This window comes from Lawsonibacter celer, assembly GCF_014281125.1.
Lineage (GTDB): Bacteria > Bacillota > Clostridia > Oscillospirales > Oscillospiraceae > Lawsonibacter_B > Lawsonibacter_B celer.
The window spans coordinates 15,284-38,477 of the sequence record NZ_JACOEA010000006.1 but is presented as its reverse complement, the minus strand read 5'-3'; the positions used below and the strand labels follow the sequence as shown (position 1 = coordinate 38,477).

Annotated in this window: 19 protein-coding genes and 1 other annotated feature; of the genes, 6 read left to right on the top strand and 13 right to left on the bottom strand. The window is 64.1% G+C overall.

Features of this window, described 5'->3' with window-relative positions; genetic code table 11:
* Positions 1-6: 6 nt before the first annotated feature.
* The 10 genes from ileS to miaB all read right to left on the bottom strand — a co-directional run bounded on the left by ileS (position 7) and on the right by miaB (position 13,813).
* Positions 7-2,793 (bottom strand): isoleucine--tRNA ligase, encoded by a 2,787-nt coding sequence (gene ileS / locus H9Q75_RS10085; RefSeq protein ID WP_186566694.1) that lies wholly within the window; start codon positions 2,791-2,793, stop codon positions 7-9.
* Positions 2,794-2,844: 51 nt separating this feature from the next.
* Positions 2,845-3,073 (bottom strand) — a binding site (T-box leader).
* Positions 3,074-3,151: 78 nt separating this feature from the next.
* Positions 3,152-3,880: a DivIVA domain-containing protein gene (locus H9Q75_RS10080; protein ID WP_186566692.1), complete on the bottom strand. Its 729-nt coding sequence runs from the start codon at positions 3,878-3,880 to the stop codon at positions 3,152-3,154.
* A 64-nt stretch (positions 3,881-3,944) separates the two neighbouring features.
* Positions 3,945-4,454: a cell division protein SepF gene (locus H9Q75_RS10075; protein WP_186566690.1), complete on the bottom strand. Its 510-nt coding sequence runs from the start codon at positions 4,452-4,454 to the stop codon at positions 3,945-3,947.
* Positions 4,455-4,471: 17 nt separating this feature from the next.
* Positions 4,472-5,194: a YggS family pyridoxal phosphate-dependent enzyme gene (locus H9Q75_RS10070; RefSeq protein ID WP_186566688.1), complete on the bottom strand. Its 723-nt coding sequence runs from the start codon at positions 5,192-5,194 to the stop codon at positions 4,472-4,474.
* 63 nt (positions 5,195-5,257) lie between these two features.
* The gene (locus H9Q75_RS10065) at positions 5,258-6,538 is read right to left on the bottom strand and encodes a biotin/lipoyl attachment domain-containing protein (RefSeq protein WP_186566686.1); all 1,281 of its coding nucleotides are present in this window, start codon (positions 6,536-6,538) and stop codon (positions 5,258-5,260) included.
* A gap of 15 nt (positions 6,539-6,553) precedes the next feature.
* The gene (gene hfq / locus H9Q75_RS10060) at positions 6,554-6,799 is read right to left on the bottom strand and encodes an RNA chaperone Hfq (protein WP_186566684.1); all 246 of its coding nucleotides are present in this window, start codon (positions 6,797-6,799) and stop codon (positions 6,554-6,556) included.
* 90 nt (positions 6,800-6,889) lie between these two features.
* The gene (gene mutL, locus H9Q75_RS10055) at positions 6,890-8,830 is read right to left on the bottom strand and encodes a DNA mismatch repair endonuclease MutL (protein WP_186566683.1); all 1,941 of its coding nucleotides are present in this window, start codon (positions 8,828-8,830) and stop codon (positions 6,890-6,892) included.
* Between the two features lie 20 nt (positions 8,831-8,850).
* The gene (locus H9Q75_RS10050) at positions 8,851-9,549 is read right to left on the bottom strand and encodes a CPBP family intramembrane glutamic endopeptidase (RefSeq protein WP_186566681.1); all 699 of its coding nucleotides are present in this window, start codon (positions 9,547-9,549) and stop codon (positions 8,851-8,853) included.
* 48 nt (positions 9,550-9,597) lie between these two features.
* Positions 9,598-12,198 (bottom strand): DNA mismatch repair protein MutS, encoded by a 2,601-nt coding sequence (gene mutS / locus H9Q75_RS10045; RefSeq protein WP_186566679.1) that lies wholly within the window; start codon positions 12,196-12,198, stop codon positions 9,598-9,600.
* 199 nt (positions 12,199-12,397) lie between these two features.
* On the bottom strand, positions 12,398-13,813 hold the full coding sequence (miaB, locus tag H9Q75_RS10040) for a tRNA (N6-isopentenyl adenosine(37)-C2)-methylthiotransferase MiaB (RefSeq protein WP_186566677.1): 1,416 nt from the start codon (positions 13,811-13,813) through the stop codon (positions 12,398-12,400).
* 197 nt (positions 13,814-14,010) lie between these two features.
* Between miaB and H9Q75_RS10035 the strand changes: the two genes are divergently transcribed.
* The 6 genes from H9Q75_RS10035 to H9Q75_RS10010 all read left to right on the top strand — a co-directional run bounded on the left by H9Q75_RS10035 (position 14,011) and on the right by H9Q75_RS10010 (position 20,063).
* Complete coding sequence (locus H9Q75_RS10035) at positions 14,011-15,078, top strand: alanine racemase (protein ID WP_186566675.1); 1,068 nt, start codon at positions 14,011-14,013, stop codon at positions 15,076-15,078.
* A gap of 12 nt (positions 15,079-15,090) precedes the next feature.
* Positions 15,091-15,534 carry a D-aminoacyl-tRNA deacylase gene (gene dtd, locus H9Q75_RS10030; RefSeq protein ID WP_186566674.1) on the top strand — a complete coding sequence of 148 codons (444 nt, stop codon included), beginning with the start codon at positions 15,091-15,093 and terminating at the stop codon, positions 15,532-15,534.
* Positions 15,535-16,112: 578 nt separating this feature from the next.
* Positions 16,113-16,724 carry an MBL fold metallo-hydrolase gene (locus H9Q75_RS10025; protein ID WP_186566672.1) on the top strand — a complete coding sequence of 204 codons (612 nt, stop codon included), beginning with the start codon at positions 16,113-16,115 and terminating at the stop codon, positions 16,722-16,724.
* 1 nt (position 16,725) lies between these two features.
* Positions 16,726-18,207, top strand: a complete 1,482-nt coding sequence (hemZ, locus tag H9Q75_RS10020) for a coproporphyrinogen dehydrogenase HemZ (protein ID WP_186566670.1) — start codon at positions 16,726-16,728, stop codon at positions 18,205-18,207.
* Positions 18,208-18,218: 11 nt separating this feature from the next.
* Positions 18,219-19,163 (top strand): uridine kinase family protein, encoded by a 945-nt coding sequence (locus tag H9Q75_RS10015; RefSeq protein ID WP_186566668.1) that lies wholly within the window; start codon positions 18,219-18,221, stop codon positions 19,161-19,163.
* A gap of 75 nt (positions 19,164-19,238) precedes the next feature.
* Positions 19,239-20,063: an Mrp/NBP35 family ATP-binding protein gene (locus H9Q75_RS10010; RefSeq protein ID WP_186566666.1), complete on the top strand. Its 825-nt coding sequence runs from the start codon at positions 19,239-19,241 to the stop codon at positions 20,061-20,063.
* 99 nt (positions 20,064-20,162) lie between these two features.
* On the opposite strand, the gene H9Q75_RS10005 is transcribed toward H9Q75_RS10010, so the two are convergent.
* The 3 genes from H9Q75_RS10005 to H9Q75_RS09995 all read right to left on the bottom strand — a co-directional run bounded on the left by H9Q75_RS10005 (position 20,163) and on the right by H9Q75_RS09995 (position 23,169).
* Positions 20,163-21,047, bottom strand: coding sequence for an enoyl-CoA hydratase/isomerase family protein (locus H9Q75_RS10005; protein WP_186566664.1), 885 nt, complete (start codon positions 21,045-21,047; stop codon positions 20,163-20,165).
* A gap of 145 nt (positions 21,048-21,192) precedes the next feature.
* On the bottom strand, positions 21,193-22,269 hold the full coding sequence (locus H9Q75_RS10000) for a fumarylacetoacetate hydrolase family protein (RefSeq protein ID WP_186566662.1): 1,077 nt from the start codon (positions 22,267-22,269) through the stop codon (positions 21,193-21,195).
* 51 nt (positions 22,270-22,320) lie between these two features.
* The gene (locus H9Q75_RS09995) at positions 22,321-23,169 is read right to left on the bottom strand and encodes an enoyl-CoA hydratase/isomerase family protein (protein WP_186566660.1); all 849 of its coding nucleotides are present in this window, start codon (positions 23,167-23,169) and stop codon (positions 22,321-22,323) included.
* Between the last annotated feature and the right edge of the window lie 25 nt (positions 23,170-23,194).

The following is a 23,194-nucleotide window of genomic DNA, read 5'->3' as shown; positions in this document are numbered from 1 at the left end:
TGTTTGTTACAGATCCAGTTTTTTCACCACAGCGGCGCAGCGGGGACACAGTTCCGGGTGCTCCGGGGCCTGGCCCACATGGGGGTCGAATTTCCAGCAGCGCGCACACTTGGGGGCGTCCAGGGCGGCCACCTCCACGGTGGGCTCTTCGCCCGCGGCGTCCGGGCCGAGCTCCACGGCGGAGACGATGAACAGATCGGCCAGGAAGGCTGGATCCTCGCCCTTCACAGCGGCGTACTGGGTGCTGAGATGGAGGGTCACCTTGGCCTCCAGGCTCTTGCCGATGCGCTTCTCGGCGCGGGCGGCCTCCAGGGCGCGGTTGACCTCCATGCGCAGGGCGATGAGGGCCTCCCAGCGCCCGGCCTCCGCCTCGTCCAGAGCCAGGGCCGGGTCATAGGCGGGCATGTCGTTGAAGAGCACGCTCTCGGCATCGGCGGTCCGGTCGTGGGGCATTGCGGCCCAGATCTCCTCGGCGGTAAAGGCCAGAATGGGGGCCAGCAGGCGGGTCATGCCGTCCAGGATGCGGTACAGGGCGGTCTGGGCGCAGCGGCGCAGGGCATCGTCGTCGCAGTAGAGCCGGTCCTTGATAATGTCGAAATAGAAGTTGGACAGGTCCACCACGCAGAAATTGTAGATGGAGCGGTACACCCCGTGGAATTCATAGGCGTTGTAATATTTCTGCACCTGACCGGCCAGCTCGTTGAGCCGGGAGAGGGCCCACTTGTCCAGGTCCAGCAGGTCGGCGTAGGCCACCATGTCCCGGTCGGGGTCAAAGCCGTTCAGGTTGCCCAGCATGTAGCGGGCGGTGTTGCGCATCTTCAGATAGGCGTCGGAGAGCTGCTTCATGATCTCCTTGGAGATGCGCATGTCCTGGGTGTAGTCGGCGGAGGCCACCCAGAGGCGGAGCAGGTCGGCGCCGTAGTCCTTGATGATCTCATCCGGGGCCACGGCGTTGCCCAGGGACTTGTGCATGGCCTTACCCTCGCCGTCCACGGTCCAGCCGTGGGTGATGATCTGCTTGTAGGGGGCCACGCCTTTGGCGGCGATGGAGGTGAGCATGGAGGACTGGAACCAGCCGCGGTACTGGTCGCCGCCCTCCAGGTACACGTCCGCCGGGAAGTGGAGGTAGGGCCGCTCGTCCAGCACGGCGGCGTGGGTGGAGCCGGAGTCGAACCACACGTCCATGATGTCGGATTCCTTGGTAAAGTGCTCATGGCCGCACACTGGGCACTTCAGGCCCGCGGGCACCAGCTCATCGGCCTCCCGGTCAAACCACACGTTGCTCCCGTGCTCCCGAAACAGGGAGGACACCTTGGAGATGGTCTCGGGGGTGACGATATCCTTGCCGCACTTGGCGCAGTAGAAGATGGGGATGGGCACGCCCCAGACCCGCTGGCGGGAGATGCACCAGTCGTTGCGCTCGGTGATCATGCTGGTCATGCGCTCCTTGCCCCAGTCGGGCTTCCAGGAGATGCCGTCGCAGGCCTTCACCGCCGCGTCCTTGATGGCGTCCACGGAGCAGAACCACTGCTCGGTGGCCCGGTAGATGATGGGCTTCTTGCAGCGCCAGCAGTGGGGGTAGGAGTGGGTAATGTTCTCCTTGGCCAGCAGGGCGCCGCATTCCTCCAGGTCCGTCACCACCTGGTCGTTGGCCGCGGCGTAGAACTGGCCGTCGTACTTCTCATCGGTCATCACACCCTTGGCGTTCACCGGCACGGGAGTGCCGATGTGGGTCAGGCCGGCGTCGTCGTACTGCTTGCAGATGTTGAAGTCGTCCGCACCAAAGCCGGGGGCGGTGTGGACGCAGCCGGTGCCCGCGTCCAGGGTGACGTGCTCGCCGCACAGCAGAACGGAGTCCCGGTCAAAGAAGGGGTGTTTGGCGCGCATCAGCTCAAACGTATCGCCCTTGAGGGTGGCCAGCACCCGGCAGGCTGCGTAGTCGACGCCCGCGGCCCTGCACACGCCCTCGGCCAGGTCCTTGGCCAGGATCAGAATGTCGCCTGAGGGAATCTCCAGAAGCACATAGTCAAAGCCGGCGTTGACGCAGATGGCCATGTTGCCGGGGATGGTCCAGGGGGTGGTGGTCCAGATGACAAAGCTCATTTTGGACACGTCGCCGTACTGGCCCAGCCTGCCCTTGTCGTCCCGCACCGGGAACTTGACGAACAGGGTGGTGCAGGGGTCGTCGGCGTACTCGATCTCGGCCTCGGCCAGGGCGGTCTGGTCGTGGGGGCACCAGTACACGGGCTTCATTCCCTTGTAGATGAAGCCCTTCTCGGCCATCTTGCCGAAGATCTCCACCTGCTTGGCCTCAAAGGTGGGCTTCAGGGTCAGGTAGGGGTTCTCCCACTCGCCCAGCACGCCCAGGCGCTTGAACTGGCTGCGCTGCTTGTCCACGAAGTCCAGAGCGTACTGCTTGCACTTCTCCCGGAACTCAGAGGTGGTCAGCTGATCCCGCTTGATCTTCTTGTTCTTCAGGATGGCGGACTCGATGGGCAGGCCATGGGTGTCCCAGCCGGGCACGTAGGGGGCCTGATAGCCGGACATGTTGCGGTGCTTGACAATCATGTCCTTGAGAATCTTGTTCAGGGCGGTGCCGATGTGGATGTTGCCGTTGGCGTAGGGAGGACCGTCGTGGAGGACGAACTTGGGCTTGCCCTCGTTCTTCTTCATCAGCTTGTGGTACAGGTCCTTGTCGTACATGGCCTGAAGCATGTCGGGCTCCCGCCTGGGCAGGCCGGCCCGCATGGGGAATTCCGTCTTGGGCAGGTGGACAGTCTGGTTATAATCCATAGGAAAAAGCCTCCTCATTCAAATACAAAATAAAAGCGCCCCTGTCTCCCGTTAAGAGACAAAGGCGCAAACCTCTGCGGTACCACTCTCATTGTCCCGGCGCGGCCGGGACCCCTCGATGGCCGATAACGGGGCCAGCCGTACCCGCTTACGGTCCCTTTCGGGGGTTGGGCGGGCCGCTCGGAGGTGATATTCCCGCCCTGCCCCGTCCGCCTCGCACCCAAACGGCGGCTCTCTGTACGGAGGTAAGCGCGGTACTCGTCCTCTTCATCGCATTTTTCTGGGAAAATTTACTCGGAGACGCATTTTTGCGCGTCTCCGAGTATCTTACATGTTAAAATCCCTTCTGTCAAGGGGCTTACTTAATCTCGTAGTCCTTCCCGAACTGCAGATGCTCAAAATCAATCCGGCGGGTGGGGGCGGTCACGTCGTCCTCTTCTTCTCGGTCTTCCTCCTCCACATCCCCTGCCGACGCGGTGCGGGACAGCTCCCGCAGCTCGGCGTACAGGCTGTCGTCCGCCTCGGGGGTGGGAGTGGGCTCCGTCTCGGTCTCCTCCTCCACCAGGCGGTCCACGGCGGCGGAGATATCGTCGGCCGCCTGGGCCACCGAGTCAGCGGGGGGAGCGGCGGTAACCGCGGTGAGTGAGGACAGACCGCCCAGATAATCCAGCTCATGCTGATAGAGCTCCTTGAGCTTGTTCACGTAAGAGGCGGTGGAGGCCTGCGCGGCCGCCAGACGGGCCTGCTCGTTGCGGATCTCCTGCTCCAATTCAGCCATGCGCAGTTGGGCGTCCTTCTCCGCGTTTTTCAGCAGATCGGACTTTTTTGCCTCTGCCTGCGCCACCAGCTCATCCGCCATCCTCTGGGCGGTAAGCAGCGTCTTGCGCATGGCATCCTCGGTGGAGCGGTATTCCTCCACCTTGTCCACCAGCACCTTCATCTTGGCCTTGAGCGTGGCGTTTTCCTTATAAAGGGTTGTATAGTCCTCGGTAAGCAGATCCAAAAACTCGTCCACCATGGCCATGTTGTATCCGCCGAAGGACGCCTTGGAAAAGGCGCGTTCGGAGACCTCCTGAGGCGTCAGCATATCAATTCCCCCGCTTTCCTCTTAGTTGCGCTGTGATCGGCTGCGGAGCGAACTCCGCGGCTCTTTAGAAGTACAGTCCGTTATTTTCCAGCTCGTCGATCAGATCGCCCAGAATGTCCACATTGTAGGGTGTGATGATGTAAGTAGAGATGGCCACCTTTTTGATCTTGCCCTCATTGGCGTAGGCCACGCCGGAGAGGAAGTCCAGCAGACGGCGGGCAATGTCCTTGTTGGTGGACTCCAAATTAAGCACCACGGTGCGCTTTTCCCGCAGGTGGTCGGCAATCTCGCTGGCATTCTCAAAGCGCTCCGGCTTGACCAGCACCACCTGCAGCTGGGTGGTGGTGTGGATATTTACCACCTTGTTGCTGCGCCGCTCACTCTCACCGCCGTATAGACTGCCGGTGATCTCCTGCCGGGCAGGGCGCTCCCGCCGTTCGGGCCGCTCCACCCGGTCCGCAGTCCGATCCAGCCGGTCGCTGCGGGTAGCCGGCTCAAAGTCGTCAAACTCCTCGTCCTCTTCCTCGTCCTCGTAAGGCCGGGCCAGACGCTTGAGCTCATCAATAAATCCCATTTGGTTTCCCCCCAAAATCATTGTCCTTCGTTTTGGGCCGTGCGCACAGGCGGCCGGGGACCGAACAGCGCGGTTCCCACCCGTACCAGGGTGGCCCCCTCCTGCACGGCGTCCTCAAAGTCGCCGCTCATTCCCATGGAAAGGCAGTCAATATCAGATTTATTATCCGTCAAAAGAGTTCTTATGTCAACAAAAAGCTGCCGCATCTGCGCAAAAAATTTGCGGTTGCCTCCAGCAATGGAAGCGGCTGGAGGAATTGCCATAAGTCCCCGCAGCCTGATATGGGGCCGCCCGGCGGCCAGCCGGGCCATTTGGGGTGTTTCGGCGGGCAGAAGGCCGCTTTTGCTCGCCTCACCGCCGATGTTGACCTCCAGCAGAATGTCCTGCACCAGGTCGAGCTTGGCCGCCTGGGCTTCAATGGCCTCCAGCAGGCGCAGGGAGCTGACCGACTCGATCAGATCGACCCGGCCCACCACCTGGCGGACCTTGTTGGTCTGCAGATGGCCGATAAAGTGCAGCCGGGCCCCGGCGTAGGCGTCGTCATCCAGGTGGGCGGACATCTCCTGCACACGGTTTTCCCCGCACACTGTGATCCCGGCGGCAATGGCCGCCCGAATGGTGTCAGAAGTCTGCGTTTTTGTGGCAGCCACCAGAGTGATCTCCTCCGGATCTCGTCCGGCCTGGCGTGCCGCCGCGGCAATCCGCGCCTGCACGGAAGCAACCTGCTGTGCCAATGACATACAAAAGCACCCCACAAACATTCCGCCGCACTGCGGTGTTTCTTTCACCGGGCGCCGCCCGGTCTATCGGACGACTTTCCCGTCGTACAGCTCCTCTGCGGCCACAATAATTTCATCTCCGGCCCGGAGTATTTTCTTCTGCTCGGTCTGGGTGGCGGCCGGGGCGGGCTGGACCAGGCAGAAGTCCTCCTCCTGATCCACAATGACCACCGGTTTTTTCTCGGCCTGGGTCCCCACCAGCGCGTAGACCACGTTGATCTGCTCCTGGCGCTCCTCCCCGGTCTCCGCGTCGGTGACGGTGCGGGTGTCCACCCGAAGGGCCTGCTTGGGGACGCGGATCCCGGTGAGGGTGTCAAACACCAGCTCCACCGTCTGACGGCGGAGTAGCGTGACCTGGGAGAGGTAGCGGTCGGTAGAGAGCACCACGGCTACCCGGCCGTCTTCCGGGGTGCCGATGCGCTCCACCTGCATGTCCACCTCGCCGGACCAGTCCCGGGAGAAGCGCACGGTGACAGAGCCGCCCTCGTACAGCCGCCCGGCGTCCTCCTCGCTGATGGGACAGACGAAGTACCAGGTGGCGTCGGTGATGAGCTTGCCGATGGCGCTCTCGTCCCCGGCGGGCTTCTGCCGGGCCAGGGCATCCAAGGCGGAGGGGGTGTAGGTCTCAAGCTGGTCCGGGGTGAGCAGGGTCTCATAGCCGTCCACCTGACCGGAAAAAACGCCGGCCCGGTCCGTGGTGACCCGGGTGGTGTCCTGGCTGGCCTGGCTGGTCAGGGCGCTGATCCGGGACTCCACGTCCTGGATGGCGTCCTCGATGCTGCCGCTCTCCCCGCCGGAGCCGTATGTATAATCCCGGCGGTAGACCAGGCTCTTCAAATTTAGGGTCTCCCCCTCCAGGCCGGTCAGATCCCCCGCGGCGGCGGATGCCTTCAGCGCCACCATGGAGTCAATCACCGCCTGGTTCAGGGCAGAGGCGTCCCGGCCTGCGTCCTCCTGGGTCAGGGAGTACTGCAGTTGTTCCCGCTCCAGCTCCAGGGCGTACAGCTCCTGCTTGCGGTCCAGGGCGCTGCTGTTCTGGTACAGAAGAGCCACGGTTCCGCCTCTGGACACCTTCTCCCCCTCCTGGGGCAGAAGATCCACAATGCCGCTTTGTCCCGGAATCACGGTCTCCTCCCGGACCAGAAAACCGGTGACCTCCAGAGAGTCGTCCACGCTGTAGGCATAGGAGACCACGGTGGAGAAGGGCTCGTGCAGGCTGTTCCAGGCCGAGGCGATCAGATAGACCACAATGGCGGCCAGCAGCACCAGCATGACGATTTTGTTGAGAAGGGTTCCCTGCTTCATGGCGTTTGTCCTTTGTCAGATTCCGCGGGCGGCCTCCTCCTCCCCGTCCAGAGAGACGGGCCGCTCCGGCGTGATAGTCGAGATCGCGTGTTTATAGATGACCTGCTGTTTGCCCTCGCTCATCAGGACCACCACAAAGGGGTCAAACCCGGCGATCTGCCCCCGCAGCTGGTAGCCGTTCATCAGAAACATGGTCACATTGGCACGGGTCTTGCGGGCGCGGAGCAGAAAGAGGTCCTGTAGATTGTTGTTTTTTTGCATTTGAGATGCACTCCTTTTCTCTATAAAGAATGCATCCATATTATACCAATTTTTGCGTGAAAAAACTCGAAGAGGCGGGGAAAACCCAAATCACGCCCGTTTAAACTGTTTCTCCAGCTGCGCCCTGGTCAGTTCAATCGCCACGGGCCGCCCATGGGGGCAGTACCTGACCGCGCCGGACACAACCGCCTCGGCGACCCGCTGCAGCTCCTCCGGTGCATTTTTCTGTCCGCCCTTGATGGCGGCCTTGCAGGCCATGGTGTGCAGCAGCGCGTCCCGGGCGGCGTCCGGGTCGGCCCGGCCGGTGGTAAGCAGCCGCCCGGCCAGGTCGCAGAGGGTGGCCTCGATCTCGCCGGCGGCGATGTCGCCGGGGGCCGCGCGCACCAGAATGGCCCCGCCGCCGAAGTCCTCCGCCTCAAAACCAAAGCGGGCGAGCAGGGGCAGGTGGGCCAGCAGAGCCGCCCCCTCCTCCGCCGCGGGAGTAAAGACCACCGGGGTCAGCAGGGCCTGTACCATGGGGGTGTAGCCCTCTGCCTTGAGCCGGTCAAAGTTGAGCCGCTCATGGGCGGCGTGTTTGTCGATGAAGAGGATCTTGTCCCCCTGCTCCACGATAATGTAGGTGTTGAGCACCTCTCCGGCCACCCGCCATGGCTGGGCCGCCGGCTCGGGCTGAGGCTTGGGGACGGGCTGCGGGGCCGCGGACCGGTCGGGAACAGCGGCGGGCGCAGAGGGGGGGGCGTGGACGGGAGCCGCACCCTTCCCCTCGGGCGGAAAAAGGGCGGAAACAGGGGCCGTCGGGGCGGCCTTGGGCGCAATCTCCGTTCCCGCCGCCTGGACGGTCCGGGGCGCGGTAAAATCGTTAAGGGAGAAGCTGGGGGCCGGGTGTGCCGCCGGAGAGCGGAATTCCTGGGCGGTCATGGCGCGGAAGACGGTCTGATTGGGGGTGACGGAATCGGCGCACACGCCGCCGGCCTGCCCTTCCGTGCGGCCGTCCCGGGGCGCGGGGACGGCGGAAGCGCTCAATTCCGCCCGTGGGCGGGTGTGGTCGGCCTCCAGCGCGGCCTGGACGGCGTGGTAGACCGCGCTGAACACCTGCCGCTCACTGCCGAACTTGACCTCCTGCTTGGTGGGGTGGACGTTCACGTCCACCCCGCTCAGCCTGCAGGTCAGATGGAGCACGCAGCCGGGGAATTTGCCCACCATCTTCTGATTGGCATAGGCCTCCTCCAGGGCGGCCATCATGGTCCGGCTTTTGACAAAGCGGCCGTTGACAAAAAAATATTGGTATCCCCGGGTACCACGGCAGCAGGCGGGCAGGGACACAAAGCCGGATACGCTCATATCCTCCCCCGAGCCCTTCACTGGGGTGAAGCCCAGGGCCATGTCCCGGCCGAGCACGGCGTACAGGGCGGAGCGGAGCGCCCCGTCCCCGGGGGTGAACAGCTCCTGCTTCCCGTCCCGCAGAAAGCGTACGGACACCTCCGGATGGGACAGGGCGGTTCGCTGCACCGCCACAAAGACCGCCGCCCCCTCCGCTGCGTCCTTTTTCATGAATTTCAGCCGGGCGGGGGTGTTGTAGAACAGGTCCCGGACGATAAGAGTGGTGCCCCTGGGGCAGCCCGCCTCCTCCCGGCTGACCACCGCGCCGCCCTCCAGGGCCAGGGCGACACCCATGGGCGCGTCCGCCGTGCAGGTGAGCAGCTCGACCCGGCTGACCGCGGCGATGGCCGCCAGGGCCTCTCCCCGGAAGCCAAGGGTGCCGATAGCCTCCAGGTCGTACTCGGTGCGGATTTTGCTGGTGGCGTGGCGGAGAAAGGCGGTCTCAGCCTCCTCCGGGGGAATGCCGCAGCCGTCGTCGGTGACCCGGATGAGGGTCATCCCGCCGTGCTGGATCTCCACGCTCACTGATTTGGCGCCCGCGTCGATGGCATTTTCCATCAGTTCCTTTACCACCGACGCTGGCCGCTCCACCACCTCGCCGGCGGCGATCAGGTCGGCCACATGGGGATCTAATGGTTGAATGTGAGGCATAATAACCAACTTTCTAATCATCAATGAATGGCAAAAAACAGAGTAAAGGCGTTGATGACCGCGTGGAGGACGGCGGCGGACCACACCGAGCCGCCCCGGTCATAGCACCAGGAGAGGGCGAGGCCCATGGGCAGATACTGCACGGCCAGCAGCAGGTAGCGGAAATCCACCGCGCCGAAGGAGTACACAAACTGCCACACGCAGTAGACCGCGTAGAGCCCAGTGGAGAGGACGTAGGCCAGGGGCCGGCTGTATCGCCCCACCGTGCCGAAGAGAACGCCGCGGAAAAGGACCTCCTCCACCACGGGCATGAGCACCAGCAGGATCACCGCCGTGGCCTTGGGAGAGAGGGCAAATTCCGCCTGATAGCTCAGCAGGCTGGGGTTGTCCACCGGATAGGGCAGAAGCATCACCAGAAAGTGGAGCGCGCCCGACCCGGCCAGGCCGGTCACAAAGGCAAACAGATTTTCCGGCAGCCAGTCCAGCAGCAGAAAAAAGCTTTTTTTCAAAAAGTTCCACAGCACCAGCAGGACCAGGGTCACGCACAGCAGGTAGTAAATCACATTGGCCTCGGCCACGGGCAGCTCGCCGCCCATGGCGCGCTGGATCAGACCCATCAGAGGCGGGAAGAGAAACACGTACAGCGCGAAAAACACCCAGCCCCGGCCGCGTTCCGCCGGGGTGAGCGCAGATTGCCAGATGGGGCGCTGTGGGTTCATAAAAGCTCTCCTTTCACTTGCAGGCGCCTAGCCTCCCGCGGGAAATGCTCAAAGCATCTGCTTGAGCTCAAAGAGCAGGTTCATGGCCTCAATGGGGGTCAGGGTGTTCACATCGGTCCTCCGCAGCCGCTCGGCCGCCTGGGCGGCCCCCATATCCATCAGGGAGACCTGGCCCCCGTCCCGGTCGGCCGCGGCGGGTTCCGCCGCGGGCCGGACGGCGCCCTCGGCCTCCAGCTCGGCCAGGATCTCCCGGGCCCGGCGGATGACTCTGTCGGGCACCCCGGCCAGCTTGGCCACCTCGATGCCATAGCTCTGATCCGCCCCGCCGGGGACGATTTTGCGCAGGAAAATGATGTCGTCCCTGCGCTTCTTGGCGGCAATGTTGTAGTTCTTTACCCCGGTAATCTGCCCCTCCAGGCCGGTGATCTCGTGGTAGTGGGTGGCAAAGAGGGTCTTGGCCCCCAGGCGGCGCTTGTCCGCGCAGTATTCCAGCACTGCCCGGGCGATGGACATGCCGTCGTAGGTGGAGGTGCCCCGGCCGATCTCGTCCAGGATCAGCAGGGAGCGGGCGGTGGCGTTTTTCAGCAGCTCGGCCACCTCGGTCATCTCCACCATGAAGGTGGACTGCCCGGCGGAGAGGTCGTCGCTGGCGCCGATGCGGGTGAACACCCGGTCCACCACGCCGATACGGGCGGATCTGGCCGGGACAAAGGAGCCCATCTGAGCCATAAGCACAATGAGGGCCACCTGGCGCATGTAGGTGGATTTGCCCGCCATGTTGGGGCCGGTGATGATGGCCACGGTGTCGTCCTTGTTGTCCATAAAAGTGTCGTTGGGGACAAAGAGGCTGTGTCGGAGCATCTTCTCCACCACCGGGTGGCGTCCCTCGACGATCTCGATGCGGTCGGACAGGTCCACCTCCGGACGGCAGTAGTTCCCGTCCGCGGCCACGGCGGCGAAGGAGGCCAGCACATCGGTCTGGGCCACGGCGGCGGCGGAGGCCTGAATGCGCCCCACGCAGGCGGCGGCCCTCTCCCGCAGATCGCAGAACAGCTCGAACTCCAGGGCCACCAGCCTGTCCTGGGCGGAGAGAATGGTGTGCTCCATGTCCTTTAATTCCTGGGTAATATAGCGCTCGCAGTTAGACAGGGTCTGCTTGCGGATGTAATCGGCGGGCACTTGGTCGTAGTAGGACTTGGACACCTCAATGTAGTAGCCGAACACCTTGTTGTAGCCCACCTTCAGGCTCTTGATGCCGGTCTTTTCCTTCTCCCGGGCCTCAATGGCGGCCACCATGCCCTTGCCGTTGGCCTGGATGTCCCGCAGGCGGTCCACCTCGTCGTGGTAGCCGGCGCGGATAAAGCCGCCCTCCCGCACGGAGAAGGGGGGCTCGTCCACAACGGCCCGGGCAATGAGCTCCCGCAGCTCGGTCAGGTCGTCCAGCTCCTCCCGCAGGGTGGAGAGCAGAGGAGCGGAGTAGGGGGAGAGCAGCTCCCGCAGCCGGGGCAGCCGGCTCAGCCCGGCGGCCAGGGCCACCAGGTCCCGCCCGCCGGCGGTGCCGTAGACGATGCGGCCGATCAGCCGCTCCAGGTCGGTGATCTCCCGCAGGCAGAGGATGACCTCCTCCCGCCCCACGGCGTCCCCGGCCAGGTCGCCCACCGCAGCCAGGCGGCGGCTGATGGCCGCCGGGGAGAGCAGGGGCCGTTCCATCCAGGCGCGGATGAGCCGGTGGCCCATGGCGGTTCTGGTCTTGTCCAGCACCCACAGAAGGCTCCCCCGCTTTTCCTTGGAACGCAGAGTCTCGGTTAGCTCCAGGGTCTGCCGGGCAGTCAGATCCAGCTCCATAAACTGCCCCGTGGTGAAATAGGTCAGGGTGGAAATGTGGCCCAGGTCGGTCTTCTGGGTTTCATAGAGATAGGAGAGCAGGCCGCCCGCCGCCTGGAGGGCGTGGGGGTCCTCGGGCAGGGCGTCCAGCCCGGTCTGAAACTGCTTCCGGGCCAGCGCCCCGGCCGCCTCGGGGCGGTAGCGGGCCTCTCCCCCGTTTTCACAGCGGCACTCCAGACGCTTGGCCAAAAAGTCCAGCAGGGCCCCGTCGCTGTACGCCCCGTCGGAGAGCACCGCCTCCCGGGGGGAGAAGCGGCCCAGCTCGTTATAAAGATGCTCGTCACCCTCACCGGCGGGGAAGGCGGTGACGGAGATCTCCCCGGTGGAGATGTCGCAGAAGCACAGCCCCGTGCCGGTGGAGTCCCGGTAGATAGAGCAGATGAAGTTGTTGCGCCCCTCCTCCAGCATGGACGAGTCAATGACCGTGCCGGGGGTGACGATGCGGATGACCTCCCGCTCCACCAGGCCCTTGGCCAGGGCCGGGTCCTCCATCTGCTCGCAGATGGCCACCTTGTAGCCCTTGGCGATCAGCCGGGCGATGTACGCGTCGGCGGAGTGGTAGGGCACGCCGCACATGGGCGTGCGCTCCTCGGCAGGCTTGGAGCGGTCCCGGCTGGTAAGGGTCAGCTCCAGCTCCTTGGACACCAGGTGTGCGTCCTCGTCAAACATCTCGTAGAAGTCTCCCAGGCGGAAAAACAAAATGCAGTCCGGGTGGCGCTCCTTCATCTCGATATATTGTCTGCGCATAGGGGTCAGTTCGGCCATGGCGGGTGCTCCTTTTCTCTGTCTGTGGGGTGGGGGTGGCGTCCTCCTGGCAGGGGGACAGGGGCTTTGTCCCCGCGGGGGACGGGGAAACACGCTCCCGTGGGGGCGGTTCCCTCGGCGGCTCGGCCGCCTTCCCTGGTTGTTTTCCGTCCAATTTTGCAGCCCAAAAGCGGACCCCGCGCGGGAGTGCAAAACTCTGTCAGTCCTTAACCGGCTCCCCGGTTAAGGACCACTTGTTCGACCCGGTCATACGAATTTCGACAAAACGACCAATGAGGGACCTGTCCCCCTCCAGCCGCACCAGGCGGTTGCCGGGGGTGCGGGCAGTCAGGCCCTTGCCGTCCTCCCCATCCACCAGGCAGCGGACGGTCCTTCCCACATAGGCGGCGTGGCGCTCCTCGGAGATCTCGTCCTGCCGGGCGGCCAGGCGCTGGAAATTGGCGGCCTTGTCCTCCTTGCTCATGGGGTCGTCCATCCCGGCGGCCGGGGTGCCCCTGCGGGGGGAGTAGATGAAGGTAAAGAGGGCGTCAAAACGCACCTCCTCAATGAGGGAGAGGGTCTCCTCAAACTCAGCCTGGGTCTCCCCGGGGAAGCCTACGATCACGTCCGAGGTGATGACCACATCGGGCACCGCGGCCCGCAGGGCGCGGACCTTCTCCAGATACCCCTCCCGGGTGTACCGGCGGTTCATGGCCTCCAGCACCCGGGTGCTGCCCGACTGGAAGGGCAGGTGGAAGTGGGGGGCGACCTTCTCACAGCGGCCCATCACGTCAAAGAGCTTTTGGGAGGCGTCCTTGGGGTGGCTGGTCATGAACCGCAGCAGGAAATCCCCGGGAATGGCGGCCGCCTGCTCCAGCAGGTCGGAAAAGTCGACGCCCAGGCCCAGGTCCTTTCCGTAGGAGTTCACGTTCTGTCCCAGCAGGGTAATGTCCCGGTAGCCCTCGTCCACCAGGGCACGGATCTCGGAGAGGATGACCTCCGGGTCCCGGCTGCGCTCCCGGCCACGGACATAGGGCACGATGCAGTAGGTGCAGAAATTGTTGCACCCGTACATAATGGACACCCAGGCCTTGATGCCGTTCTGGCGTACCACGGGGATGCCCTCGGCAATGGAGCCGGGCTCGTCCGTGATCTCAAAGACCCGGCCCCGGCGGGTGTACACACGGTAGAAGAGCTCGGGGAATTTCCACAGGGCGTGGGGACCGAACACCAGGTCCACCTGGCGGAAGGAGTCTTTGATCTTCTGCGCTACATGGGGCTCCTGCGCCATGCAGCCGCACACGCAGATGATCTGTCCGGGCTTGGCCCGCTTGGTGTGCACCAGGGCGCCCACATTGCCCAGCACCCGGTGCTCCGCGTGCTCCCGAATGGCGCAGGTGTTGATTAAAATCACATCGGCCTCATGCTCGTCGGACGTAAAGGCGTAGCCCATCTCGGCCAGATAGCCACGCAGCCGCTCGGAATCGGCCTCGTTCTGCTGGCAGCCGTAGGTGTCCACAAAGGCCAGGGGCTGGGCCGCCCGGGCGGAATTGCGCGCGCGGATCTGGGCGCAGAAGGCGCGCTGGCGGTCGATTTCCTCCGGGGCGATGCGTGTCGTTTTTGTGTTCAAGTTCATTCCTCCACGGGAAATGGTTTGATAAAAAATCATACCACTTTTTTGCTGAAAAGACAAGCGCCCTCCCCCTTTTCGTTGACTGGTACTTTATACAGGTGCTATAATAGCGGCAGGCGGCGCGCTATGCGCCGGGAAAGAGGGCTGCCCTGTTCTGCTGCCTGCAGAGTCCGGAAGAAAGAGAGAAAGGCGGTATGCCTGTGAAAAAGCTGATCTTGGAGCGGGACGCGCTGAAAAACAACATTGACGTCATCCGCGAGCGGGCGGGCTCGGCCGCCATCTACGGGGTGCTCACCGGGGACGCCTGCGGGGCGGGCACGGTGGAGCTGGCCCGGCTGCTGCGGGACGAGGGGATCGTCCGCTTCGCCGTGAGCGAGCCGGGGGAGGCCGCCGCCCTGCGCAAGGCCGGCTTTGTGGAGGAGGAGATCCTGATGCTCCGCTCCACCACCGACCGGGAGGAGCTGGAGCAGCTCATTGACCTGAACGTGGTGTGCACTGTGGGCTCTGCGGAGACCGGCATGGCCCTCAACGGCGTGGCCGAGGCCCGCTCCACCGTGGCGGAGGCCCATCTGCAGATCGACACGGGTATGGGCTTCGGCGGCTTTTTGACCGGGGAGACGGACAAGATCTTCTCCGTGTACCGCAACCTGCCCAACGTGGCTATCTCCGGGGTGTACACCCAGATCCATTCCATGAAAAAGGATGGCCAGGATGCCAGCGCTCAGCTGGAGGGGTTCCGCCAGATTGTGGAGGCCATTCACGCCGCCGGGTTTGAGACCGGGACGGTCCACGCCGCCGGCTCCTTTGCCCTGCTGCACTACGACTTTGCCCGCTTGGACGCAGTGCGTGCGGGCTCCGCCCTGCTGGGACGCTGCCGCCGCACCCGGAACGACGGCCTGCTGCGGGTGGGCTACGGCGAGGTGGATATTGAGGAGGTGCGCTGGCTGCCCAAGGGGCACACCGTGGGCAATGAGACCCTGGTGGTGCTGAAAAAGCCAACCCGCATCGCCGTGCTGCCGGTGGGGTATCAGAACGGCTTCGGCGTGGGGCGGTCCCGGGACGCAGGCTTTTGGGCCCTGCTGCGCCGCTGGCGGGCGGGGCGGAGGCTTACGGTGCGCATCGGCGGGGAAAAGGCCCGCATCATAGGCCGCATCGGCGCCATCGAGACCCTGGTGGACGTGACCGACCTGAAGTGCGCCCCCGGCGACCTGGCGGTGTTTGACATCGACCCTATGTATGCCCGCGGCTTTATGCGGGAATACCGGTAAGGAGACGGAATCATGCGCGCGGTAGTGACAAGAGTGCAGAACGCCCGGGTGGAGATCGGCGGTCGGGTAAACGGGGCCATCGGCCGGGGCTTTCTGGTGCTGCTGGGGGTGGGGCCCGACGACACTGAGGCCCAGGCGGTCCGGCTGGCCGACAAGGTGTGCGGCCTGCGGGTCTTTGAGGACGAGAACGAAAAGATGAATTTGAATCTGGCCGCCGTGGGGGGCGCGCTGCTGGTGGTGAGCCAGTTCACTCTCTATGCGGACACAAAATCCCGCCGCCCCGGCTTCTCCGGGGCCGCCCGGCCGGAGACCGCCGTCCCCCTGTATGAGAAATTCATGGCCGAGTGCGCCGGCCGGGGCTTCCAGGTGGAGCGCGGGGAGTTCGGGGCCGATATGCAGGTCTTCTCCCAGAACGACGGGCCGGTGACTATTTTGTTTGATACGGATCAGATGTAGAGAGGGGGCCTTGTCCCGGCTGAGGACGGGGGAAAGCGCCCCCCACGCGGGGGGAGGGGGGCGTTGCTGCCGCGGGGGCCCAAACCCATTTTTTTGACAGGCCAAAAGAAACGGTTTTGGATGCCAAAGAAAAGCCCCACGTTCATCTGACACCGTTTACTTCTATTAGTCGGCGCGCCCATCAGGGCGGCTAAGTGGTTCCCTCGATGGCTCGGCCGCCTTTCCCGGCAATGAATCGGCCGGGCGCACCCCAGTCGTGTGCGCCTCGCGGGATACCCGCGCAGTGTTGCGGCAGGGCCGTTCAAGCCATAAGCCCTAACACGGCGCAAAGCACCTGTGGCGGCTCGTCTGCACCCCTTCCAGCGCAAGTGCTCACAAGTCTTGCGGTTTACATGCCGAGGGGCGGCAGCCGGACTTACAACGGGCGCCGGACCGATACGAGCCCTGAGCGGTGTAGGGCTTGCCAACCGATTCAGACCCACCGCGGCCTGGCCCACGGGGTCCGGGGGTCAAAACCCCTGGCTGTTTTTCCCCGGCTCCCTTGAGGGACACCCCAACAAACCAACGAGGTGAAGCAAATGAAAATCAAAGCCCTGCAGGTGGGTCCCATCGGCACCAACTGCTATCTTCTGGAGGACGAGACCACCAACTCCGCGGCCGTTGTGGACCCGGGCGGAGAGGCCGAGCGGATCCTGGCCCAGCTCAAAGCGGACGGGATGGAGGTCAAGTGCATCCTCCTCACCCACGCCCATTTTGACCATACCGGCGGCGTGGCAGATCTGCGCGCCGCCCTGCCCCAGGTGCCCGTCTACCTCCACCGGCTGGACGCGGAGCGGCTGGGCACCGGCGAGATGCCCGCCATCGGCCCCACTGTGCCCTATGACGAGGGGGACGAGGTGCTGGTGGGCGCGCTGACGGTGAAGGTGCTCTTCACCCCCGGCCACACCCCTGGCGGAGTGACCCTGCTGGTGGAGGGCGAGCGGGTGCTCTTTACCGGGGATACCTTATTCCAGGGCTCCATGGGCCGCACCGACCTGGCAGGCGGAAATTATGAGGAGATCATGCGCTCCCTGGCCCGGCTGGCGGCCTTGGAGGGGGACTACCATGTGCTGCCGGGCCATATGGGCGGCTCGACCCTGGAGCGGGAGCGCAAGAGCAACTATTATGTAATGGAGGCCGTCCAGGGCTGATATGAAGCTGTATTTACAGGGCCACGACTACAAATATGCCGTGGAGCAGATGCTCCTGACGCTCTTTCCCGACCAGCGGCCGGTCTATCCGGACGCGCCGCCGGAGGAGGGAGAGGACTTCGCACGCCTCTCCCTGTCCGCGGGGCCTTGCTGGGCCACCGCTGCGGCGCAGCTGCGCTATGGCGGGGCGGAGCGCCGGGCGGTCCGCCGGGCCCCCGTCTCGGCCCTCACGGACGAGCGGACCCGGGGCCGGGTGCTCCAGCGCATTGTGAAGCGGGCCTTTTACGACGCGGGCACCGCCCTTCTGGGCCATGAGCCCCCCTGGGGGGCCATGACCGGGGTGCGGCCGGTGAAAATTCCCGCAAAAGCTATGGGAAATGGGGCCACCGCCGCCCAGGCCGAGCGCCTGCTGCGGGATGTCTACCGGGTCTCTCCCGGCCGCCGGGCCCTGGCTATGGACTGCGCCCGGGCCAGCCTGGCCGCCCGGGAGAGCCTGAACGACGGCGAGGTGTCCCTCTATGTGGGCATCCCCTTCTGCCCCACCCGCTGCGCTTACTGCTCCTTTGTCTCCGCCGACGTGGGGCGGACGCTGAAGCTGCTGCCCGAATTTGTCTCCGCCCTGGAGCGGGAGATCGCCGCCCTGGGCCGGGCCCTGGACCGGGCGGGGGTGAAGGTGCGCACCGTCTACTTCGGAGGGGGCACCCCCACCACCCTGTCTGCCGGGCAGCTGGACGCCGTCATGGGCGCGCTGGGCGATCAGATCGACCTGTCCCGCTGCACCGAGTACACGGTAGAGGCCGGCCGGCCGGACACCATTACCCGGGAAAAGCTGGAGGTGCTGGCCCGCAGGGGATGCGGCCGGGTGTCGGTGAACCCCCAGACCATGTCGGACCAGGTGCTGGCGGCTATGGGCCGGGCCCACCGGGCGGAGGACATCCGCCGGGCCTACGCCTTGGTGCGGGAGAGCGGCCTCCCCTGCGTGAACATGGACCTGATCGCCGGCCTGCCCAAAGACAGCGCGGACGGCTTCCGCCGCAGCCTGGACCAGGTGCTGGAGCTGGGGCCGGAGAACGTCACCGTCCACACCCTGACTCTGAAAAAGGGCAGCCGCCTGATGACCGAGGGGAGCGCGCTCCCCTCCGGGACGGAGGTGGCCGCCATGCTGGACTACGCCTGGGCGGCGCTGCGCGCAGCCGGGCAGGTCCCCTACTACCTGTACCGTCAGAAGTACATGTCCGGCTCTTTTGAAAACGTGGGCTGGTGCCGGCCGGGGACCGAGAGCCTGTACAACATCTGCATGATGGAGGAGCTGCACACCATCGTCTCCCTGGGGGGTGGCGGCATGACCAAGCTCATCGACCCGCCGTCCGGGCGAATCATCCGGCAGGCCAACCCCAAATACCCCCAGGACTACCTGCGCAACATTGACAGCATTGTGGAGGAAAAGCAGCGCGTGGCGGATTTTTTTGCCGCCCAAATGTAAGGAGGTCCCACATGCCCTATCAGCTGGAGGAAATCAATCACAAGATCCATCAGGACCCATCGGCCTTTTTGGCCGAGTGCGACGCCCACTATCAGCAGCGCATCAACGAGGCGGTGGACAGGATTCTGGAGCGCATGAGAGAGAGCCCCATTGTGCTCCTCTCCGGCCCCTCCGGGTCGGGCAAGACCACCACTGCCCTGAAGCTGGAGCAGGAGCTGGAGCGGCGGGGGGTGAACACTCACACAATTTCCATGGACAACTACTTCAAGACCCTCAACCGCAAAACCGCCCCCCACACGCCGGAGGGGGATGTGGATTACGAGTCCCCCCTGCTGCTGGACATGGACCTGCTGGACGACACCTTCACCAAGCTCTCCCGGGGGGAGTGGGTGGTGGTGCCCAAGTTTGAGTTCGCCCGCCAGATGCGCAACGACAGCCGGGGCACCCTGCTAAAGCTGGAGCCCAATGAGATCGCCATTTTTGAGGGCATCCACGCCCTCAACGACGACATCGCCGGCCGCCACCCGGAGGCCACCACCCTGTATATCTCCGCCCGCTCCAACATTCTGGAGGGGGAGGCGCTGCGCTTTAAGGGCACCTGGATGCGCATTGCCCGCCGGGCGGTGCGTGACTATAATTTCCGGGGCACCGACCTGGTGGAGACCTTGTCCATGTGGTACAATGTGCGCCGGGGGGAGAAGCGCTACATCTCCCCCTTTAAGGGGCGGGCCAAGGTGGTCATCGACTCCTCCCTGCGCTACGAGGTGCCGGTATTTGCCAACTATGCCGGGCCTTTGCGCCGGGCGTTGGAGGAGGTCTCCCCGGAAAATGAGCGGTACCGGGAGCTCCACGACCTGGTCAACGCCTTTTCGTACTTTGAGCCGGTGGACCCGAAGCTGATTGCCGGAGATTCCCTGCTCCGGGAATTCATCGGCGGGGGAGACTATCACTATTAAAACCGCGCCGGGGCGCGTTGGAAGGGTCCCGGAAAATGCTGCCGTGGGAGACCACGAGAAAGAAGGAAGCAAACGATGTCAGAGTGTACGCACGACTGTTCCAGCTGCGGCGAGAGCTGCGGGGAGCGCACCGCGCCACAGGATCTGCGGGAGCCGGTAAACGGCCTGTCCTCCGTGGGCAAAGTGATTGCCGTGGTCAGCGGCAAGGGCGGGGTGGGCAAGAGCATGGTCACCTCCTCTCTGGCCGCCGCCATGCGGCAGTTGGGGAAAAAGGTGGGGGTTCTGGACGCCGACATTACCGGCCCCTCCATCCCCACCGCCTTCGGTATTCATGAGAAGGCCGAGGGCAGCGAGCTAGGAATCTACCCCGCCACCACCAAAACCGGTGTGGAGATCATGAGCCTCAACCTGCTCATGCCCAACGAGACCGACCCGGTGGTGTGGCGCGGCCCGGTCATTGCCGGGGCGGTCAAGCAGTTCTGGACCGACGTGATCTGGGGCGAGCTGGATTATCTGTTTGTGGATATGCCCCCCGGCACCGGCGATGTGCCCCTCACGGTGTTTCAGTCCCTGCCCGTGGACGGGATCATTGTGGTCACCTCCCCCCAGGACCTGGTGAGCATGATCGTGACCAAGGCGGTCAAAATGGCCGGGATGATGGACGTCCCCATCCTGGGCCTGGTGGAGAACTACAGCTACTTCAAATGTCCCGACTGCGGCAGCGAGCACGCGATCTTCGGAGAGAGCCATATTGACAAGGTGGCCGCCGACCTGGGGTTGGAGGTGCTGACCCGCCTGCCCATTGATCCGGGGGTGGCCGCCGCCTTTGACGCGGGCGCCATTGAGGACTACCGGCCCAACTATCTGGAGCCCGTGGCCCTCCGGCTGGAGCGGCAATAGAGGGAAAACAGGAAGGACCCCGCAGGCAACTGTCCTGCGGGGTCCTTCCTGTTTGGTATAAAGCGTGAGGCGGCAGGTAATGTGCCTGTGGGGCAGGGGTCACTTTTTCTGCTTTGCCGCAAACTCCTCGCGGAACTGCAGGGCGTGATTCTCCCCCGGCTTGACCACACACAGCTCGGCAGCGTAGGCCTCCTGGGCCAGAGAGGCGCGGACGCTCTTGGCCATCAATTCACGGAAGGGCTGGACAAAGACCTCGCGCCACATTCTGCGGTGCATGGGCTCCAGGCAGAGAATGGTGTTCTCGGCAAAGCGGCGGGCACTCTCCACCAGCTGATCCTTGGGCACAATCTCGTGCCAAAGGCCCAGGTCGACGCCCTTTTGGGCGTCAATAGTGGTCCCATTGAGGAAAATGCCCTTCACACGGTTGCGGCCCACAATATAGCCTACCAGGTCGTTCAGACCGTCGGCGGGGATGCAGTGGGAGCCGTGGACGTGCTTATCCACATAGTAGGTGTCGGGAGAGACAAAGATGTAGTCGGACATGAGCCAGACCTCCGGATGGAAGCTACAGCGGCCGTTGATTGCCGCCACAACAGGCACCGGGATGTCGATAAAGGCGTTGAAAATGCGGGTCTGGTTCATCCACCACCAGTCGTAGGTGGCGCTGTGGGGATACACCTTTTCCCCCTCGGCCATGGCCTCGGCCCGGTCGGGCTCGTTCATGAAGTCCTCGCCGGTGCCGGTGAGGATGACGCACTCGTTCTCCGGATCGCGCTGGATGTCCAGGGCCAGGCCTACCAGACCGCTGTGGACCGACTCACTGAATTTACAGGAGCCCTCGCCCCAATGGAGCTGGACGGTGAGGATGCCGTTCTCGTCCCGGTTGATCCAGGCCAGCTCCTCCCATTTGGGGGCGTAGTCCTCCAGATAGGTGTGGAAGGGGACGCCCAGTTCAAATTTGTGCGCATACTGCTGGTTTGCCATAGAAGAGATCTCCTTTCGTTCCAATAGAATAAAATCAAGTTTGCGCCGGCGGGTCTCACAGGCTCAAACCATATAGTGCGCTTGGAAGGAGAGGAGGCGCCCCGGCCCGGAGGGTACCGGCCGACGGACCGGGGCTGGCATGTGGTTAGACTTCGTCGCCGCGCGTGGCCTTCAGGTAAGGCCGCTGGGCGGCGGGCAGGGGCGCGCTTTCGCCCTTTTTGCCGATGTAGTTGCGCAGGATGCCCATACCCTCGGCCTCAAACTCAATGGTGCCGCCCTGTGGGATCCACTTTTTCAGCTCACAGCCCGCGCCGAAGGGCAGCGTGCCGCTGGTAAACACATCGCCTGGGAAGATGGTCTGCACCTGGGTCACATAGGCCACCAGATGCTTGAGCGGGAAGTAGAAGTCCACCATGGTGCGGGACCACTCCTCGCCGTTGACGCGGATGGTGAAATGGGCGTTGTACAGGTCGTACTCGTCCCGGGTGACGATGCAGGGGCCAAGGGAGCCGGCGTTGTCCTTGCACAGGCTGGGCCCTAGATTGATGCTCATCTCGCGGTTCTGGAAGTCGCGGGTGCTCCAGTCATTGTAGAGGGTCCAGCCGTAGATGTAGCTCTCCCCCTCCTCCTCCGGGACATTGCGGCCCTGCTTGCCGATGATGGTGGCGATCTCCAGCTCATAGTCGAACCTGTCGGTGAGCCCGGGCCAGGGGACCAGCTCGTCGGGGCCGTAGATCTCGGTGGTGTTGGTCTTGTAGTAGGTGGGCAGATTGTACCACTCGTCGGGCAGCTTGGTCAGGGAGGGCTTCACGCCGCCCCAGGCGGCGGTGTCCTGCATGGACTTGATGCCGTTGAGCATGTGCTTTTCGCTCAGAGAGAAGCAGCGGATGCTGTTGGGGCGGGGAATGGGGGTGAGCAGCCGGACGGAGGCGGGGTCATACACTACGGTGAGGCCGTCGGCCTTTTCCGTGCCCAGCTCGGCGGCAAAATCCAGGACCTCATAGCCCTTCTTCAGTGCGTCGTCCCCGGCGCGGATAAAGGCCAGCATGTCGCTGGGGCAGTCCAGCTGGGCCTGGTCATAGGGGCGGGGCACGCCCCGGGTTTTCAGCAGGGCCTCACGGCCGGCGGCCAGGTCCACGAAAAAGCCGTCCTTTTTGCGGATGGCGCCCACACGGCGCAACTCGCCCGCGGGCGTGTCGATGGCAAAGGTAACAAGTTTCATAGCGATTCAACGCTCCTTTCCAAAAAGCAAAGGGAAATGTGGCGGGGGAGATTACATCTCCTTGTCAATCATGTTCTTGTGGCCCTCCTCGGGCTTGGCGTCGGTGCGCAGCTCGGAGGAATAGCACTCATGGCACAGGCTGGAGCGGATATCCTTCATAAATGCCTCGCGCAGGGGCTGGGTGAAGGTCTCGCGGGTCATGCGGCGCACCATGCGGGAGGGCACGCGCTTGAGCAGGTCCTCGGCGAATTCCCAGGCGCGCTCCAACTCCTTGCCGTGGGGCACGACCTCGGCGAAGATGCCCAGCTCATGGCCGCGCCTGGCGTCGATTACGCCGCTGTTGAGCAGCAGGGCGCGGGCGGCGTTGACGCCCAGCAGCTTCTCGTAGAGAATGTTTACCCCGTCGATGGGGGCACAGCCGGCGTCCTGAATGTGGCGGTCCACGGTGTAGGCGTTCTCACCGGCGATGATGTAATCGGAGAGCAGCACGGACTCCGGGTGAATGGTGATGGGGCCGTTGAGGGCGCAGATCACGGGCACGGGAATGTCCAGCCAGGCCAGGGGCACCCGGGTGGCGGTGAGGTACCACCAGTCGTAGGTGACGGAGCTGGTGTACTTGGGGAACACGGTGGACATCTCCGGGTCGGACAGGGAGACAAAGCTGTCCCCGGTGCCGGTAAGGATGACGATCTCATTGTCCGGGTCGTGGCTGATGTCGTGGCACAGGCCCAAGTAGCCGGTGTGGATGGCCTCGCAGAAGCGGACCGGGCCGTCGTCGGTGTGGAAGCGCACCTCCAGAATGCCGTCTTTGCGCTTCAGGTGGGCCATGCCGTCCCACTTGGGGGCGTACTCCTCCAACTGGGTGCGGTAGGGATGATATTTGTCGTACGTATAAGCCATAGCTGAGCTCCTTTTTTGAAATATG